The sequence below is a fragment of the Variovorax humicola genome (genome assembly GCF_037889915.1).
In the GTDB taxonomy this organism is placed as follows: Bacteria; Pseudomonadota; Gammaproteobacteria; order Burkholderiales; family Burkholderiaceae_C; genus Variovorax; species Variovorax humicola.
Map to the genome: position 1 here is coordinate 1 of NZ_JBBKZV010000023.1, position 18,786 is coordinate 18,786.

11 protein-coding genes are annotated in these 18,786 nt (G+C 63.2%); 9 read left to right on the forward strand and 2 right to left on the reverse strand.

What is annotated here, in order from left to right; translation table 11 throughout:
* The first annotated feature begins 400 nt into the window (after window positions 1-400).
* The 3 genes from WKW80_RS26325 (at window position 401) to WKW80_RS26335 (ending at window position 5,250) form a co-directional block, all read left to right on the forward strand.
* Window positions 401-2,002: a GMC family oxidoreductase gene (locus WKW80_RS26325; protein ID WP_340366624.1), complete on the forward strand. Its 1,602-nt coding sequence runs from the start codon at window positions 401-403 to the stop codon at window positions 2,000-2,002.
* A 97-nt stretch (window positions 2,003-2,099) separates the two neighbouring features.
* Window positions 2,100-3,080, forward strand: coding sequence for a helix-turn-helix transcriptional regulator (locus WKW80_RS26330; protein ID WP_340366531.1), 981 nt, complete (start codon window positions 2,100-2,102; stop codon window positions 3,078-3,080).
* Window positions 3,081-3,273: 193 nt separating this feature from the next.
* Window positions 3,274-5,250, forward strand: coding sequence for an alkyl/aryl-sulfatase (locus WKW80_RS26335; protein ID WP_340366532.1), 1,977 nt, complete (start codon window positions 3,274-3,276; stop codon window positions 5,248-5,250).
* An 84-nt stretch (window positions 5,251-5,334) separates the two neighbouring features.
* Here the strand turns inward: WKW80_RS26335 and WKW80_RS26340 are convergent, their stop codons facing one another.
* Window positions 5,335-6,309 (reverse strand): AraC family transcriptional regulator, encoded by a 975-nt coding sequence (locus tag WKW80_RS26340; RefSeq protein ID WP_340366533.1) that lies wholly within the window; start codon window positions 6,307-6,309, stop codon window positions 5,335-5,337.
* Window positions 6,310-6,781: 472 nt separating this feature from the next.
* On the opposite strand from WKW80_RS26340, the gene WKW80_RS26345 reads away from it, so the two are divergent.
* From WKW80_RS26345 to WKW80_RS26360, 4 genes are all read left to right on the forward strand, one after another.
* Window positions 6,782-8,293, forward strand: a complete 1,512-nt coding sequence (locus WKW80_RS26345) for an arylsulfatase (RefSeq protein ID WP_340366534.1) — start codon at window positions 6,782-6,784, stop codon at window positions 8,291-8,293.
* A gap of 343 nt (window positions 8,294-8,636) precedes the next feature.
* A complete protein-coding gene (locus WKW80_RS26350; protein WP_340366535.1) occupies window positions 8,637-9,350 on the forward strand; it encodes a response regulator in 714 nt (237 codons plus the stop codon).
* An 8-nt stretch (window positions 9,351-9,358) separates the two neighbouring features.
* Window positions 9,359-13,060 (forward strand): ATP-binding protein, encoded by a 3,702-nt coding sequence (locus WKW80_RS26355; protein WP_340366536.1) that lies wholly within the window; start codon window positions 9,359-9,361, stop codon window positions 13,058-13,060.
* Between the two features lie 785 nt (window positions 13,061-13,845).
* A complete protein-coding gene (locus WKW80_RS26360; protein WP_340366537.1) occupies window positions 13,846-15,084 on the forward strand; it encodes an acyl-CoA dehydrogenase family protein in 1,239 nt (412 codons plus the stop codon).
* 320 nt (window positions 15,085-15,404) lie between these two features.
* On the opposite strand, the gene WKW80_RS26365 is transcribed toward WKW80_RS26360, so the two are convergent.
* On the reverse strand, window positions 15,405-16,562 hold the full coding sequence (locus tag WKW80_RS26365; protein WP_422822967.1) for a CaiB/BaiF CoA transferase family protein: 1,158 nt from the start codon (window positions 16,560-16,562) through the stop codon (window positions 15,405-15,407).
* A gap of 221 nt (window positions 16,563-16,783) precedes the next feature.
* Between WKW80_RS26365 and WKW80_RS26370 the strand changes: the two genes are divergently transcribed.
* Complete coding sequence (locus WKW80_RS26370; RefSeq protein WP_340366625.1) at window positions 16,784-17,593, forward strand: IclR family transcriptional regulator; 810 nt, start codon at window positions 16,784-16,786, stop codon at window positions 17,591-17,593.
* A 28-nt stretch (window positions 17,594-17,621) separates the two neighbouring features.
* On the forward strand, window positions 17,622-18,782 hold the full coding sequence (locus WKW80_RS26375) for an acyl-CoA dehydrogenase family protein (RefSeq protein ID WP_340366539.1): 1,161 nt from the start codon (window positions 17,622-17,624) through the stop codon (window positions 18,780-18,782).
* Window positions 18,783-18,786: the final 4 nt, after the last annotated feature.

Consider the following 18,786-nt stretch of genomic DNA (forward strand, 5'->3'; position numbering starts at 1 on the left):
CGGCCAGGCTCCGATCTACGACGACGCCGAAATCAGCGCCTCAAACACCGGTGGCCAGGTGGAGCAGTTTGACCTGGCCACAAGTGGAGCAGTTTGAGTGGCCATCGGGGGGCCAGTGCCGTCTCCACGTCGTTAGTTCGCCATCGACGTTTGCGGGGGCCTTCGGGCCCCGCTCTTTCGTGCGCCAGGCAAATCGTCATGCGCTGGACAAATAAGCGCGCGCCACGTTCTTCGTTCCCTCGGCAAGAGCGCCGGCAGGTCGACGCTGCAGGCCGACCCCGCGCAAATCCCGATCCCTCGAAGTCGAAACTCGGATAGCCAGTCGCGAGCCCGCTCCCTAAGCTTCATCATTCGCGCCGGCTTGTGCCGGTGCTTTGCATTCAGGAGACGCAACATCGTGATGGAAGAGTTCGACTATGTCGTGGCAGGCGCCGGCAGCGCCGGCTGCGCAATTGCCAGCCGCTTGAGCGAGGACCCGCGGGTTTCCGTCTGCCTGCTCGAGGCGGGCGGCCCGGACAAGAGTGTGCTGATTCATGCACCTGCCGGCGTGGCTGCCATCCTGCCCACGCCATTCTTCAACTGGGCCTTCAAGACCGAGCCGAACCCGGGCCTTGGCGGACGCCGCAGCTACCAGCCGCGCGGCAAGACGCTGGGGGGCAGCAGCTCGATCAACGCGATGATCTACGTGCGTGGCAACCGATGGGACTACGACCATTGGGCCTCGCTGGGCAATGCCGGCTGGTCATTCGATGAGGTGCTTCCCTATTTCAAGCGCTCCGAGAACAACGAGGTATTCGGTGCCACCGAACTCCACGGTGCCGGCGGCCCTCTGAATGTGGCCCGCCAGCGTTCTCCCAGCAGCCTCAACGACGCCTTCCTGGAGGCGGCCGCGATGAACGGCGTGCCCAACATCGACGACTGCAACGGTCCCGATCAGTTCGGCTCGCTCATGTACCAGGTCACGCACCGCAATGGCGAGCGCTGCAGCTCCGCCAAGGCTTACATCACGCCGAACCTGAACCGTCCCAACCTCAAGGTGTTGACCCACGCACATTCGGCTCGCGTACTGCTCGAAGGCCAGCGTGCCGTGGGCGTGGCCTACTACCAGGGCAACGAATTGCATGAAGTCCGTGCGCGCCGCGAGGTGGTGGTGAGTGCCGGCGCCTTCGGTTCGCCACAACTGTTGATGCTTTCCGGCATCGGGCCCGCCCAGCATCTGCGCAGCCACGGCATTGTCGTGCACACCGACCTTCCGGGCGTAGGTCAGAACCTGCAGGATCACATCGATCATGTGCAGACCTATCGCACGCGCAGCAACACCGACACGTTCGGCGTGTCGCTGCGCGGCAGCGTCAAGATGGCGGCGGCGATGGTCGAGTGGAAGCGGCGCCGCACCGGCCTGATCACCAGCGTCTTCGCCGAGTCGGGCGCCTTCATTCGCTCGTCGCCGGAAGTCAGCGTGCCAGACCTGCAGTTGATCTTCGTCGTCGGCATCGTCGACGACCACAACCGCAAGCCGCACCTGGGCCACGGCTTCAGTTGCCACACCACCGTGCTGCGCCCCAAGAGCCGCGGCGCGGTCACGCTCGCCAGTGCCGATGCGCGCGCCGCACCCTCCATCGACACGCGGTTCTTCAGCAATGAGGATGACCTGCGCCTGATGATCAAGGGTGTGCGGATGCAGCAGACGATCCTCGAATCCCGGCCCTTTGACGCGTATCGCGGCAAGATGCTCTATCCGGTCGATCGCAACAGCGATGCCTCTCTCGAGGCTGACATCCGACGCCGGGCCGATACGCAGTATCACCCCGTGGGCACCTGCAAGATGGGCCCCGCCAACGATCCCATGGCGGTGGTCGACGACCAGCTGCGCGTTCGCGGCGTGCAGGGTTTGCGCGTTGCCGATGCGTCGATCATGCCGACGCTCATCGGCGGCAACACCAATGCGCCGTCGATCATGATTGGTGAGAAGGTTGCCGACATGATGCGCCGCGCCGCCTGAGTTTCGCTGTCGCACCGGGAGGGGCCGTTCGCGCGCCAGCGTGCGAACGGCCTGTTCCCGCGCGATGCTCCGTCGCCTGATTCGACACACATCTCCAATGCCCCCCGTTTCCGTCGCAGTGCCAGCGGTCGAGGTCGCGTCGCGCAGCAGCCTGCGCATTCAGAGCTTCGATCCGGGCGCCATGCGAGTGGCGCTCCAGGACGGCGCACTCGAACATCTGCAGCTCGGCAGCGGCGTGTTCCAGGGCATCGTGACCCATTCCGCGACGAATCGTCTTCGCACGGACTGGGGGCGCTACAACCTGCCGGTGCAGGCGCGTGGGCGCCTGGCCCACGACATGTTGACCGTTGGCGTACTGATCGGCGGCGCAGGCGCCTGGCGCATACAGGGTGCACCGGCTGTCAGCGGCGACATGGTGCTTCTTCCGGAGGGCGCGGAAGTGCTGATGAATCTGCCTGCAGAAGCGGAATGGTTTGCCATGCAAGTCCCACGGGAGCGCCTGGACGCGGCAGGCATACCGCTGAGTGGCTTGCGTGGCGCCGCAGCATGGCGCATGAGTGAAACGCAGGGCTCCGGCGGGTGTGGGTGCCTGACCGATGTGGCGCCGATTCTCGCGCCGCTCGAAGACGCCCCGGCCGTTGCAGGCTTCCAGATTGAAATGGCGCAGGAGCAGTTGTTCACGACCCTGCTGTGCGAGTGGGAGCAGCGGCGTACGCGTCCCGGGCGGGCAGCCGAGAAACTGGGGCCAAGCGATCGTTGGCGCGTGATGCGGCGGGCCGAAGAGTACATCGATGCGCACCTCGGCATCGCACTGCGCATCGACAGCCTGTGCATTGCTGCGGGCACCAGCATCACCACGTTGGAGCGTGTGTTCCGAGAAGTATTCGGCGTCACGCCGCGGCGCTATCTGACACTGCGCCGCCTTGCGGGCACGCGCAACGATCTGCTGAACGGTGACCCTGGCGAGTCGATCACGGAGGTGGCGATGCGTTGGGGCTTTTTCCACCTCGGGCGCTTTGCCCAGGAGTACGGCCAGCTCTACAACGAGCGGCCTTCGCAGACTCGAAGCGGCAGATAGTTGCCAAGGCCTGACGAGCGTCAGAGCGACATCATCCCATGTTTCTACAGATAGTGTGTTTCGCTGCACAAAAGTGGATAGCCAGCTACGGCGGCAATCGACAAACTGAGCGACTGGTCAGCTCAGGAGCATTCAGCCGAATGGTCGATGAGCTGCCATGTATCGACCTCCCCCAGAAAGAGACTACGTTGTCATGAATATTCGTGCTACCCGACTCCCCAAGAAGACCGCCTGGTTGGCGGCGTTGACCGTTGCAGTGAACGCAGCTGCGCAAACGCCGGACCTTTCGCCCAAGCCCGCATCGCCACAAACGCTGGCTGCGAACAAGGCTTTCGCCGCCACGCGCGACGTGGTGGGCAAGCAGGAAACCGAGGACGCGACCCGTGGTCTCATCGGCCGCCTGGACAACCCCGAAATCAAGGACGCCGCAGGCAATGTTGTCTGGGACGGCGACAAGCAAGCCTTCCTGAAGGGCGACGCACCCGGCACCGTCAACCCGAGTCTTTGGCAAGCCTCCAAGCTCACTGCACAGCATGGCCTGTTCAAGGTGACCGAAGGCATCTGGCAAGTGCGCAACTACGACATCGACAACATGACCATCGTCGCCGGCAAGACGGGTTGGATCGTGATCGATCCCACCATGTCGGTCGAGACGGCCAAGGCCGGGATGGCGCTGGTCGAGAAGCACCTGGGCAAGCGGCCAGTCCGCGCGATGATCTACACGCACACGCACGCCGACCACTTCGGCGGCGCGCGTGCGCTGGTCGACGAGGCATCAATCAAGGCGCAGGGCATCCGCATCATTGCGCCCGACGGCTTCATGGAGAATGCGATCGCCGAAAACGTGCTGGCTGGCAACGCGATGACCCGGCGTGCGCAATACCAGTTCGGCTCTCCGCTGCCTTATGGCGAACGTGGCGCGGTGGGCGTCGGCCTGGGCAGCAAGCTCTCGCTGGGTACGGTCAGCCTGATCGCACCGACCGAGACGATCACCAAGACCGGTCAGGAACTGGTCGTTGACGGCGTCCGCATCGTCTTTCAACTGGCACCCAGCACCGAGGCGCCCTCGGAGATGCTGTTCTACTTCCCCGACATGAAGGCCCTGTGCCTGGCCGAGGATGTCAACAAGACGATGCACAACATCTACACGTTGCGCGGCGCCAAGGCGCGTGATGCGCTGGGATGGAGCAAGTACGTCAACGAGCTGCTCGACCTGTTCCCGGACGCCGAGGTCGCCTTCGGCAGCCACACCTGGCCGACCTGGGGCAAGGATCGCGTGGTCAACCTGATCACCAAGCAGCGCGACATGTTCCGCTTCATCAATGACGAGGCACTGCGCCTTGCCAATAGCGGCCAGAAGATGGACGACATCGGCAACGCTGCGTACTACCCCAAGGCCTTGACGGACGAATACGCTACGCGGGGCTATTACGGCTCGCTCAGCCACAACCTGCGCGGCGCCTACTCGTACTATCTGGGCTGGTATGACGGCAACCCTGCCACGCTGTACCGCTACCCGGTGGCCGAATCCGCACGGCGCTACGTTGCCGCACTCGGCGGTGCCAACGCGGTGCTGACCCAGGCGCGCGCGGCGGCGGACGCCGGCGACTATCGCTGGGCTGCGGAGCTCGGCAACCATGCCGTGCTTGCCGATGGCAACAACATGCAGGCACGCGCGTTGCAGGCCGATGCACTGGAGCAGATCGGCTACCAGAGCGAAAACGGCGTCTGGCGTAACGAATACCTTTCGGCAGCCAAGGAACTGCGCGAAGGTGTCAAGCCCGTGCAGTTGTCTGTGCAAGGTCCGGACGTGGCGCGTGCGATGACGCTCGAGCAGATCTTCGACCTGATCGCCGTGCGGTTGAACCATGCCAAGGTCGAGGGCCGCGACGTGGGCATCAACTTCGTGCTGACCGACACTGGTGAGCGATACGCGCTGGAGCTCAGCAACACCGTGCTCAACCACACCAAGGGCCGCGTGCTGACCAAGCCGGCGGCGACGCTGTCGATCTCGCGTAATGCGCTGTTCAAGATGCTGGTGGCGCGCGTGCCGCTGCCCGACCTGATCAAGGCCGGCGAGGCCAAGCTTGACGGCGATGGTGCCGCATTGGGCACCATCTTCGCCAACCTCGACACGTTCAATCCGAACTTCGGAGTCGTTACGCCCTGACGACCAGCCAAGAGGGCATATCGTAAGTCTCGACCACACCTCGTCACCGGCGGGGAGTGGTCGCCCGGCTACGTGGGTACGTGATCAGGCACGGCCCTTGAGGGTGTCGGATGGCGACTCGCCATAGGCGGCCTTGTAGTCGACCGAGAATCGGCCCAGATGAACGAAGCCGCAGCCTGTTGCAATGTCCGTGACGGAAGCCCCCGAATCGCGCCGCGCGGCCGCTTCCAGCAACGCCGTGCGTGCTTCGGCCAATCGCCGCAGGCTGAAGTAGCGCTTGGGGCTCACGCCCAGCGCGTCGCGAAAGGTGCGCTCCAGCGTGTGCAGCGTGGTACCGGCCGCGAGACATACCGCGTCCATACGCAGCGGGGCGAGGTTGTCGCTCTCCAAGTATTCGTCGACGCGGTTCAGGATGCGGCGGCGCTCTGCCTCGCCGCGCACCTTGCTGGGTTGCCCGGTGCCGATCACGCGCGCGAACACGTCGACGAGTTCGGAGTGGCACGCCGCCAGCGCTCGAGCGCTGGCGCTGCCGCTGTCTCCCGCCCCGCCCGGGCCGAAGATACAGGCGAGGTCTGCGGCCGCGCTGTGCACCGCTGCGCGGTCGATCGGCTCGATTCGATGGATGGTCGATACGGTCGATGGCAATTCAATGCCCATCGCTTCGAGCGCCGTACGTCGCACCTGCAGCGAAATCCATTCGGTGCCCGGCGACAAACGAATATGCAGGCCATGACCTTCCGGGATCACCAGGAGGTCGTCGCCGCTCAATCGCCGCCCCTCGGAGGAGCCCGACTCGGGGCCAGCGTGGAGCAGCAGGCCGATCGTCACGACGTCGCGCGGCAACTCGCCGACGGCCACCAGGGGGAGGTTGTATCGGCCCCAGTCGATGCGCGCCTCCTCCAGCGTGCTTTGCCACAAGGTGCCGCGAAAGCGTCCCGGTCCGAGTTGCACGTGCGCGAGTTGACCGCCCTGGAGCGCATCGCCCATCAATGACGGATTGAACGAATCGAAAACGATCGATCGCAGCAAAGGGGAGGAAGAACCGAGAGTGGCTTTCATGACGCTGGGAAGAGGGCACCGGGCACCGCGTTGGAGGATAGCCGGATGCGATGCCGTGAGGAAGCCCCCAGGATTCGTGCCGGCCCGTTTGCGTTTTTCGCAGATGTCGGGGCTTCGTGTTTACCCGATGTGTTGTTGACGAAAAGTGGATAGCGCCAGCGCCGTTTGGTCCCGACGATTGGGCGGATCGCGATCATTCGTAACCCTCATTTCCTCATGGAAATCCACTTGCGTGGACCCGTGATGAAAGTGCCGCTGCCGTTGGTTGCGGCAAGTGCTGGCGTGAGGATAATCGCGCGCTCAAGGCGGGATCGGCTCAGCAATGGCAGCAATGGCGTTCCCTTTATCCCCGGACGAGCCCCGCGTAGTCGCTTGGCCTGTCTCATCTTTCGGTCGGCCGCGCACCTCATGGTGTGCAATTCAATGAACCCGCCTTCCAAGGGCGGAAATCGAAAATGCAAGGAGTGACAGCATGGCAAAGAGCAAGCAACCGAATATCCTGGTCATGTGGGGAGATGACATCGGTCAATCGAACCTGAGCTGCTACACGAAGGGCATGATGGGCTATCGCACGCCCAACATCGACCGCATTGCGAAGGAGGGCATGATCTTCACCGATGCTTACGCCGAGCAGAGCTGCACGGCCGGGCGGGCATCTTTCATCACCGGCCAGTGCGGCCTTCGAACGGGCCTCACCAAGGTCGGACTGCCGGGCGCGGACCTGGGCCTCAAGGCCGAGGACATCACCATCGCCGAGGCGCTCAAGCCGCTGGGCTACCGCACCGGCCAGTTCGGCAAGAACCACCTGGGCGACCGCGACGAGCACCTGCCCACGATGCACGGCTTCGACGAGTTCTTCGGCAATCTCTATCACCTGAACGCCGAGGAAGAACCCGAGGAAGTCGACTACCCGAACGCGAAGGACTTCCCCGAGTTCAAGAAGAAGTTCGGTCCCCGCGGCGTGCTCCACTGCTGGTCTGACGGCAAGGGCGGCCAGAAGATCGAGAACACCGGCCCACTGACCAAGAAGCGCATGGAGACCTGCGACGATGAGTTCCTGGCTGCGGCCAAGAAGTTCATCCAGGCTGCCCACGATGCCGGCGAGCCCTTCTTCGTGTGGTTCAACACTTCGCACATGCATGCGTGGACGCACGTCAAGCCGGAAAGCCGTGGCCAATCGGGCCGTTGGCAATCCGAATACCACGACGTGATGATCGACCACGACAAGTGCATCGGCGAGATGCTCGACTTCCTGGACCAACTCGGCATTGCGGACAACACCTTCGTCAAGTACAGCACCGACAACGGTCCGCACATGAACACTTGGCCGGATGCGGGCACGACGCCCTACCGCAACGAGAAGAACTCGAGCTGGGAGGGGGCCTTCCGCGTACCCTGCATGGTCCGCTTTCCCGGCAAGATCGCGGCCGGATCGGAGTCGAACGAAATCATCAGCCACCTGGACTGGTTCCCGACCATTCTCGCGGCGGCTGGCGACCCGGACATCAAGGAAAAGCTCAAGAAGGGCTACAAGATCGGTGACAAGACCTACAAGGTCCATCTCGACGGCCACAACCTGGTGCCGTACCTGACTGGCAAGGAAGCCAAGAGTCCGCGCCAGGGCTTCCTCTACTTCACCGACGATGGCGACGTCGCGGCGCTGCGCTACGACAACTGGAAGATGCTGTTCATGGAGCAGCGCGTCACCGGCACGTTCAAGATCTGGCAAGAACCCTTCGTGACGCTGCGCGTCCCGTACATCTTCAATCTACGAATGGACCCGTACGAGCGCGCCCAGATCACGTCGAATACCTACTACGACTGGATGTTCAGGCATGTCTACTTGCTCGTGCCGGCACAAGTCTTCGTCGGGGAATTCCTTGAGACATTCAAGGAATTTCCGCCGCGGCAGAAAGCGGCAAGCTTCAGCCTGGACCAGGTCATCGCGAAGATGACCGAGGCGGCCGGTAGCGCAGGGCACTGAAGCGGGATCGATCGCAGTCGCCGCAGCGCGGCCGGGTCGTGTTGCGTTCACTTTCGACCTGGCCCGACGCGTTCGATCGATGCCCCGGCGATTGGGCCACGTCAAGGCGCTGGACCTGGCAACGTGAGCCGAATTCGCCCGCCGTTGCCGCCTGCCTGCGGACAGCAACGGCGGAGTTTCCGATGCTGGAAGCGTCTGCTTGCGAACGACCCTGAATCTCGTGCAGGGCACGTGGTACTCGGAACAAGCGCTCGGCATAAGTGTGTGCTTGTGCCTTTGTGCGGGATGAGTATGCACGCCGCTACTCTTCAGTTTGACGCACGGCCGACATAATTGCGTACAAATGGTCGAAACCGTGACGACCTACAACGCGGCTCTCTTCGTGCGGAGCGTTGGTGCGACGCCGGACACAGGAGAGGATAAAAACATGTATTCAGTAGTCGTTGTAGATGATCACCCCGCGATTCGGCTGGCCGTGAAGTCCGTGCTCGAAGGCAGCGGCCAGTTCAAGGTTATGGCTGAAGTTGATAACGGCCCTGCTGCCCTGACAATCATTCGCGAGGAGCATCCCGATCTGGCAGTGCTGGACCTGGATCTGCCCAGGTTGAGCGGGCTGGAGCTGATTGAGCGCCTGAAAGGGTCGCAACCCCGCACGAAGCTGTTGGTACTAACGGGGCAACAAGAATCGATTTTTGCCGCCCGCGCAATGCAGGCGGGGGCCAATGGCTTCATGAGCAAGGCCGAGGATCTTCAGTCGCTGGTTCCCGCTGCGCTGGCAGTGCTCGCGGGTTACAGCATGTTCCCGAACTCGGCATTGGAGGTGCTGAGCGGTATTGCAGGCTTGAGCCCCGACGCATTGCTCAAGAGTCTGTCTGATCGCGAACTCACCGTGTTGCAGAACCTGGCGCGTGGGATGAGCAACAAGGAGATTGCAGATACCTTGCTGATCAGCAACAAGACGGTAAGCAGCTACAAGATCCGGATTTTCGAGAAGCTGGGCATTTCGAGCGTGGTGGAACTGGTGGATTTCGCGCGCGTTCATCACCTCATCAGCTGAAGGCGCGCATGAATATGTGCGGCCTGGGGCGACTTTGTCGCTGGGTTGGTTTGGTGCTGCTGCTCGCTGCAGGTCAGATGACTGCGAGCCGCGCCAACGAAGCCGAGAACGCGCGCGTCGTTCGGCTGGTGGGCTATACGCATGCGCCGTCACTATCGGTCGCAACCGATGCACAGGAGGCGAGTTGGCTTGCCAGGAATCGCGGCCTGACGGTCGGGGTGGTACCAAACAACCTGGTCCCATTTGATCTGGTGAGCCTCGAAAACGAGTACGAGGGCATCTCGGCCGACTACCTCCAGCTGCTGGCCACCGCGCTGAATCTGGAAATCAAGGTCAAGACATTCAGCACCATCGAGGAGGCTACGGCTGCGCTCGATCAAGGACAAATCGACATCTTGCCGACAGTTCGGGCGCAAGCCGGCAATCGGTCGGCGTTGTCGACCTTGTACTTTCCCAGCCGGTATGTCGAAGTCTCCGTGTTGGGGCGCGAGTTCGACCGCAGTGCCGAAATCAGCGTGGGTTACGTGCCGGGGCACGTCTCCCTGGATGCGTTGCGCAAGGCATATCCACGCGGCAGGCTCGTTCCCTGCGGCAGTGTCTTCCTGGGATTGACGGCGGTTGCGGGCGAAAAAGTGGATGTGCTGGTGGAGGACGGAGCAAGCGCTGCGTATGTGATAGATCAGTATCAATTGACCGCATTGCGACTTGCCAACTTCGGAGAAGAGCCAAAATCCTCGTTCCACTTTGCTGTGGCGCAATCTGCCACCACGCTGCAGCGCCTCATCAACAAGACGCTGGCAGCCCTGCCTGGCTGGGTTCACAACGATATCAAGACACGTTGGTCCGCCACCTATGAGCCGAGCGAGCCGATCGGACTGGTCAACTTGTCGGAGGCCGAACGCCAATGGGTGGGGGAGCACCCGGTGGTTCGCTATGCGGCGGTGAATGACCGCATGCCATTCATGTTCGTCGACGGGGACGGCCGTTTTGCAGGATTGACTGTGCAGATCCTGGAGTTGATCGGCAGCAAGACCGGGCTCACTTTCGTGCCGCTCGAAGAAATGCGAGCCGACGAGGCGGTGAGTGGGGAACTGGGCTCGGCGGACATCTTGCCTGTCGTCACCCGGGGGCAGCAATCCATTGTCAATGCAAATACATCGAACCCGTATTTCCGTGGGCATTGGGTGGTGGTCTCGCGCGTCGGCGACCCTGACTTTTTGCGCTTCGAGAGTCTGGCGGGCAAGCGAATTGCCTATCTGCCACCCAATGGTGTGGTGGAGCGCCTCAAGGAGCGTGTCCCAAGCGTCAAGCTGATAGCGGTGGATTCGATCCACCAAAGCTATGAACAAGTGGCGATAGGCAACGCGGATGTGACGGTTGGAAATATCAACACCGCCAGCTATGTGATCCAGCAAGGCTACGCGAATCGATTACGGGTCGCCGGTGCCATCGGCGACGCGCCGGTCGAGATCGCGATGGGGGTGCGCTCAGACTATCCCGAGCTGCTGACCATCATCAACAAGGCCCTGGAAAGTATCTCCACGAGCGAAATGCGAGGGCTGAGGTCGCAGTGGATGTTCCTGCGCCACCCCGCGATCGTTTGGAGACCTTACCTGCGTTGGATATACGTGGCGGCCGCCGCTTTGATGGCTTGCCTGCTGCTGTTTGCCATGTGGACTTGGTCGCTGCAAAAGGAGGTGCGGCGGCGCCTGGCTGCGGAAGAGGAACTGCGCGATCAACTTCTCTTTCAGCGGGCGATGCTCGAAGGGATACCTCACGTGATCTGTGTCCGCGACGCACAAGCGCGGTTGATCTTTTGCAACACTGCCTTCGAAAAGCATCTTGGCGTCGCGCGCCATCAATCGGAGGGCAAGACTCTTCCCGAGACGCAACGATTCTTCAAGGGTGCTCAGCGCACGCAGGAGATCCATGAAAAGTACCTTAAATTGCTGGCCGAAGGGGTACCCATCAACGAAGACATCGATATTGTGATGGAGGGGGGGCCGCGGAAGGTTTTTCATTGGGCCGCTCCAATTTCCCTGCAAGAGGGTGGGGAGCGCATTGCCCTTATCGAAGGTGCGTTCGACGTGACGGAGCGCTACCGGCTGCTCGAACTGGTGGAGACCGCGCGTGCCAATGCAGAGTCAGCCAATCGTGCCAAGTTGAACTTCCTGGCCACCATGAGTCACGAAATTCGTACGCCCATGAACGCGGTAATGGGCGTGCTCGAATTGTTGGTGCGCGAGGGTCGGCTGGTACCACCAGACCTTGAGGCAACATCTTTGGCGCGGACCTCTGCCCAGTCGTTGTTGGCGCTGATCGATGACATCCTGGACATCTCCAAGATCGAAGCGGGCGGCCTTGAAGTGATTCCAAGGCCGTCGCAGTTGCGCTCGATCGTCCGGGAGGTTGCCGATGTTTTTCAGAGCCTTGCCCGGCAAAAGGGCTTGACGGTCCAGGTGGACGTTGATCCCCAGGTTGCGCAATGGCACGCGGTGGACGCTGAGCGCTTCAAGCAAATCGTCAACAACCTGCTGAGCAACGCCATCAAGTACACCGATAGGGGAGGCGTGGTCCTGCGTTTGATGCACCTGGGCGCGGCGGACGACGTTGAGTCGATAGCGCTGGAGGTCGAAGATACCGGCATCGGGATCGCGGCCGAAGACGTGCCGCATCTCTTCAAGCCGTTCTTTCAAGCGGAGGCTGCAGGTCCGCGAGTCGTTGGAGGAACGGGCTTGGGACTTCCGATCGTGCAACGGCTGTGCATGAAGATGGGTGGTGACATCTCCGTGAGCAGCCAACCGGGGCAGGGCACGTGCATTCATGTCTCGCTGAGCTTGACCGTGTTGCCACCGCCCGCCATAAGCGCACGCACGCTGCCTGTAGAAGGTGTCTCTGCATCCGCGACTCGCAAGCTCCAACGGGCACGCTACAACATTCTTGTAGTGGATGACCATCCGGCCAACCGCTTGTTGCTGCAGCGTCAACTGCTGTTCCTGGGGTTTCGTTGTGCAATGGCGGAAAACGGCGAGATTGCCTTGGCTATGTGGCGCCAGGGAGGCTTCGATCTTGTCATCACCGATTGTTCGATGCCCATCATGGACGGATTCGCATTGGCGCTGGCGCTGCGTGCGGTCGAGCGAGCGCAAGGGTTGCCGCGCTGTCCGGTACTTGGCTATACGGCGCACGTGCAAGAGCCAGAGCGGCGGCGTGCGTTGAATGTCGGAATGGATGAATGCCTGAGCAAGCCCATTGGACTGGATGCGTTGGACGAAGCATTGCACAGGCATCTGGACCCGGAGGATGTCCCCCGGTTTGCCGCCTCGGCGGAGCAGGCCGAGAGTTGCGGCGAACCCTTTGATTTCCAGTCGTTGCAAGCTTTTTCTGGAGGCGACGCCAAGATCGAGACCGATTTTCTCGATGCACTCGTGCGCACAAATTTGAAAGATATGGACGAGTTGCTGGAGAGGGTCAGAACGCGAGCATGGCGGGAGATCGCTTCTTGTGTGCACAAGATCAAGGGCGCCGCGCGACTCGTGAAGGCGAAGGCCGTGGTGCAGCACTGTGAAACTGTCGAAGCGACCAGTGAACGTGAGGATGCGGCGGAACTGGCCGTGAGCGTTGCAGCGCTGGTGGAAAGCATGCACAGGCTCAACGATGTGGCCAACGTGCGGCTGCAGGCTTATGCAACGCAGCCCCGCCCGACATGATGATCGCTTTCATGGGCGGGCTGTATCCGATGATGTGGCTTGGCTAGCGGCTGTGCTCAGCGAGTTCACGCTCGAGCATGCTGGTGAACCAACGGTTGGGGGATCCAAGGGAGGACGGGGCCATCGCTGGCCAACTCGGGGAAGTCTTCCATGGACCGCACGTAGTGAAGCGAGGCAGTTTCACGGCGCAGGCGCCGGCGCCGTTCCCGGCGCAGGCTCCTGGCAAACGTGCCGCGTGTCCATACGGCGAAGATCGATTCGATGAATATGAGCAGCAAGGGCGTCTGAACACCCGCAAGCCCGAATAACTGTAGGAACATGATGAAGTCGATAGAGAACCAAGTGACGCCACCGGATTGGCGGTTGTGCCGATCCAGCCATGTACGCCCAAAAAACGAGGTCTGCGATACGGGTCAAACACGTGATCGCTTGAAAATCGAAGGCTGGGCGATCAGGGACCGGGGTTGCCCCCAAGGTCCTGGCGCGAGAGTCGTCCATTTGGCCAAACTGAGCGGCAGCTGACTATCGGACGCGTCCGAATTGCTGGCGGAAAAGTCTGAATCACCGAAAGAGGAAGCGCACGAACGATTCCTGACTGCCAGGTCGACCGGGGTCCAGGCTGTCGACGCGGTACGTGCGCGGGTTGCGCCAACGTTGTGAAACCATGTCCTCATTTCTCCATGGTGGAGGGCGTCGCTGCAAGCCGCTGTTTCGCTGATCGAAACAGCGGCTCGACCGCCGCGAGCCGGCACGCGATGATGACGCGACCAACGATCGGAGACTCCATGAACGACATCGCCGCAACCACCGGACCGCGCCTCTTCGGCGACCACTTCCTTCGCACGCTCGACGCACAGGAGCGCGCCACCGTGCAGCGCGTGCGCGCACTCTGCAAGCACACGATCGGCCCGCGCGCCGCCGACGTGGCGCGCGAGGACGTGTTCGCCTGGGATGCGTTTCGCACGCTCGCGCGCGAAGGCGTGATCGCCACCGCCTTCCCCAAGGCCTTCGGCGGCACCGACGCGCGCCAGGCGCTGCGCATCCGCATCATCGAGGAACTGGGCCGCGTCTGCAGCACCTCGGCATCGATGATCACCGGCACCGACCTGTCGAGCCGCGCGATCGTCGCCGGCGCCTCCGAATCGTTCAAGCAACGTTTGCTGCCCGGCCTTTGCACCGGAGAGTTGCAATCCGCATTTGCGCTGACCGAGCCCGGCGCGGGGTCCGACGTGCGCGGCCTGCACACCACGCTGCGCCGCACGGCCGACGGCTATGTGCTGAACGGCCGCAAGAAGTTCATCACGCGCGCCACCACGGCCGACTGGTTCGTGGTGGTCGGGCGCGCAGAGGAAAGCCCATCGACCTTCATCGCGGTGCTGGTGCCGCGCGATGCCGCCGGGTTCAGCATCAGCCCGGAGGTTGGCAAGCTCGGCTGGTACGGTGTGCCGATCTCCTCGTTGAGCTTCGAGGGCGTGCAGGTACCGCTCGCGCAACGGCTCGGCGACGAGGGCGAAGGCTTCAGCCTCGCGCAGGATGCGTTGCTGCGTGCGCGCATCGGGCATGCGGCGATGGCACTGGGGCGCGCGATCGGCGCCGTCGAGATCGCGTCTTCCTACGCAGTGGACCGCAGCAGCTTCGGCAAGGCATTGGGCGAACACCAGGGCGTGCAATGGATGCTCGCCGACATGGTCACGCAGATCGAGTCTTCGCGCGCCCTGCTCGCATTGACCGCCGACAAGTACGACCGCGGCGACAGCGACGTTGCGATCTTCGCGTCGATGGCCAAACTGCAGGCCACCGACCTTTGCATGAAGGTCGTGACCGATGCGCTGCAACTGACGGGCGGCCGCGGCTACTTGCAGGACTTTCCGCTGGAGCGCTTCTTCCGCGATGCCAAACTCAACCAGATCGGCGAGGGCGCGAGCGAGATCCACAAGACGGTAATCGGCCGCGACGTGGTCCGCCGCGCCGCGACGGCCGAGCGCAACGCCTGCTTGCGCGCCGGCTCGCTCGTCGACTATTGAACCCACCCCCGAAGCGCCTGCGGCGCCTCCCCCTCGAGGGGGCGATACCAGCGGCCCGGCAAAGCCGGTTCCGCGGTATCCCTGGGATTTGACGGTGCCGGTTCCGTGCGTCGCGGGTCATGCGGTAGCGTAGTGGAAAACTGAAATGCAACACCCCCGGAGCGCCTGTGGCGCCTCCCCCTCAAGCCCCTCAAGGGGGCGATACCAGCGGCCCGGCAAAGCCGGTTCCGCGGGTGCTGCCCACGAACAGACTTCGCGGTGCTCGTCCCGGTTTCATGCGTCGCGGTTCTCGCGATAGCGTGGCGGGAAACCGATAGGAATCACACCACGCCCTCGGCGCGCAGGCGCGCCAGTTCCTGGGCGTCGATGCCGAACTCCGCATACACCTGCGCGTTGTGCTCGCCCACGGCCGGCCCGGTACGCGGCGTGGGCATCTCGCGACCGACGATGCGCGGCACGATGCAGGGCGCCGGCAGGCTGCCGTAGTCGGGATCCGGCAAACGGATGATCGCGTTGCGTGCCTGGTAGTGCGCGTCTTCCTCGATGTCGGCGATCGTGTAGACCTTGCTGAACGGGATGCCGGCGGCTTCGAGCCGGTCGGCAATGAGTGCGTATTCGTGCCCGTGGAACCAGGTGCCGAGCGCATCGTCGAGCTCGCGCAGGTTGGCGACTCGCGCGGGATTGGTCGCAAAGCGTGCATCGCTCGACCACTCGGGGCGGCCCACGACCGCGCACAGCCGCGCGAAGATCGCGTTCGACGACGCGACCAGCGAGAAGTAGATTCCGTCCGCGCTGCGGTACATGTTCGACGGCGCCGTATAGCTTGCGCAGTTGCCAGCGGGATTGCGCACCTGGCCGAGTTGCTCGTGTTCCACCGGCAACGGGTCGAGCAAGCGGAACAGCGCTTCGGTCGCAGCCAGGTCGACCTCGACGCCGGCTGCTTCGGGGTTGCCGCGCAACCGCGCGATTTCCGACGCGATCGAGAATGCGCAGAACAGCCCGGCCACGGCATCTCCCACCGGAAAGTTGCTGTGCAGCGGCGAGCCGCCCTCTTCGCCGGTGAGGTTGGTGAAGCCGCTCATCGCCTCGAAGATGCGTGCGAACCCCGGGCGTGACTTGTACGGCCCGGTCTGCCCGAAGCCGGTCAGCCGCAGCACGATGAGCCGCGGATTCGCGCGGTTCAGCGTCTCGATGTCCAGGCCCCACCGGTCCATCGTGCCGGTGCGGAAGTTCTCCACGAGCACGTCGAAGTGCGGCAGCATCTTCAGCAGCAGCGCACGGCCTTCGGGCTGGCGCACGTCGAGCGTGATGCCGCGCTTGCCTCGGTTGGCGATCTTCCACCACAGGGCGTTGCCGTCCTTCACCGGCTGCAGGCCGCGCAGCGCGTCGCTGCCATCGGGCAACTCGAGCTTCACGACTTCGGCGCCATGGTCCGCGCACAGCGTCGCGCCCATCGGCGCCGCGAGCACTGTGGCCATGTCGAGGATGCGGACGCCGGCGAGTGCGCCTTGAGAAGATGATTTCTGATTCAAGCGATTCCCCTTGGTATGGGAGGCAACAAGACGTGCCTGGAAGCGAGGTTTTGCCATGCGTCATTCGCTTCCACAATCGGTGTTTCGCTCTGCGAAACACCCGGCTCATTTCGTTGACCGCACGAATCTGGAGGCCCATCATGACCCCACCCAACGCAACGCCTCGCATGAACGCCATTGCACTTCCCGGACTGGTCGATCCGCACGACCTTTCGACCGACCGCCAGTTCTCGATGAACCTGGCGCGCGGTCTCGAAGTGCTGCGCGCGTTCACGCCCGCCGACCCGGTGCTCGGCAATCGCGAGATCTCCGATCGCACCGGCCTGCCCAAGCCCACTGTGTCACGCCTGACCTACACGCTGACTTTGCTCGGCTACCTGAGCCGCGATGCCGGCGTGCAGAAGTTCAGGCTGGGGACCGGCGTGTTGTCGCTTGGCCATCCATTGCTGGCGAGCATGCGAGTGCGGCACGCGGCGCGGCCGGTGATGGAAGAGTTGGCGCGCAAGACCGGCTGCACCGTCAACCTCGGCATGCGCGACCGGGCCAACGTGGTGTTCGTGGACACCGTGCGCGTCGACGGCGCCAACCAGCATCACCCGGACATCGGCAGCACGCGCCCGCTGCTCGCCACCTCGATCGGACGCGCGCTCATCCTCGCTTGTGCGCCGGCCGAGCGCACCGCGATCCTCAACTACCTCAAGGTGCATGACCGCGCGCTGTTCGATGCGCACCGCGCATCCTGGGAAGAAGACCGCAAGCGATTTGCCGAACATGGCTTCTGTCATTCCCGCGGCGATTGGCAAAAGGAAGTGCATGGTGTGGCCGTGCCCGTGCGCTTGCCCCCGCACGAGGCGGCCGTGGCCTTGAACTGCACGATGTCCGCCTACCGACTGCCCAAGGACAAGCTCGAGCGCGACATCGCGCCGCTGCTATTGGAAGCAGCACGCCAGCTTTCCAACATCCACGGCGTACGCTGAGCCACGCCTTTTCGAAGCACCCGACCTCATGATCCGCAACGCCCAACAGTTCCAGTCGATGCTGGCCGAAGTCCGGCGCTTCGTTCGCACCGAATGCATGCCGATCGAGCAGCAGGTCGACCGCACCGATGAGATTCCCGAAGCGCTGGTGCAGCGCATGCGCGAGGTCGGCCTGTTCGGCCATAGCATTCCGGAGGCTTACGGCGGTGCCGGCCTGACAAGCGAGGAACTGTCGCTGGTGAACATCGAGGTGTCGCAGGTGGCGACGGTGTTCCGGGCACGCTTCGGTGGCAACGCCGGCATCGCGTCCGAATCGCTGGTGGTGGACGGCACGCCCGAGCAGAAGGCGAAGTACCTGCCGCGGATGGCCAGCGGTGAGGTCACGGGCTGCTTCGCACTCACCGAGCCGGATGCAGGCTCCGATGCCACCGCGCAGAAGACCGTGGCCGTGCGCGACGGCGACCACTTCATCATCACCGGCCTCAAGTGTTTCATCACCAACGCGCCTATCGCGGACCTCTTCACCGTGTTCGCGCGCACCGACATGAATGCGAAAGGCGCGGCCGGCATTTCTGCCTTCCTCGTCGAGCGCGGCCTGCCCGGGCTCGGCACGCCGGCCGCGTACCGCAAGATGGGCCAGCATGGTTCGCCGGTCGGCGAGGTGGTGCTCGACAACTGCCGCGTGCCGGCGAGCGCCATCGTCGGCGGCGTCGAAGGCCAAGGCTTCAAGACCGCAATGAAGACGCTGAACAAGCAGCGCATCAACCTCGCGGGGCTGTGCATCGGGCCGGCGATCCGTCTGGTCGACGAGATGGTGGCTCGCGCCCGCACGCGCAAGCAATTCGGCCAACCGATCGCAGATTTCCAGTTGGTTCAGCAGATGATCGCCGAGAGCAATGTCGAGGTGCATGCCGCACGCGCGCTGCTGCTGGAGACTGCCCGCAAGCGAGACGAAGGCATCGACGTGACGATGGAAGCGTCGATGTGCAAGCTGTTCGCATCGGAGATGTGCGGCCGCGTGGCGGACCGCGCGGTGCAGGTGTTCGGCGGCGGCGGGTACATCGCCGACAACGTGGCCGAACGCTTCTACCGCGACGTGCGGCTGTTCCGCCTCTACGAAGGCACATCGCAGATCCATCTCGTCAACATCGCCAAGCGGACCATGGCGATGGCCGCGCGCGAGGCCTGACGCG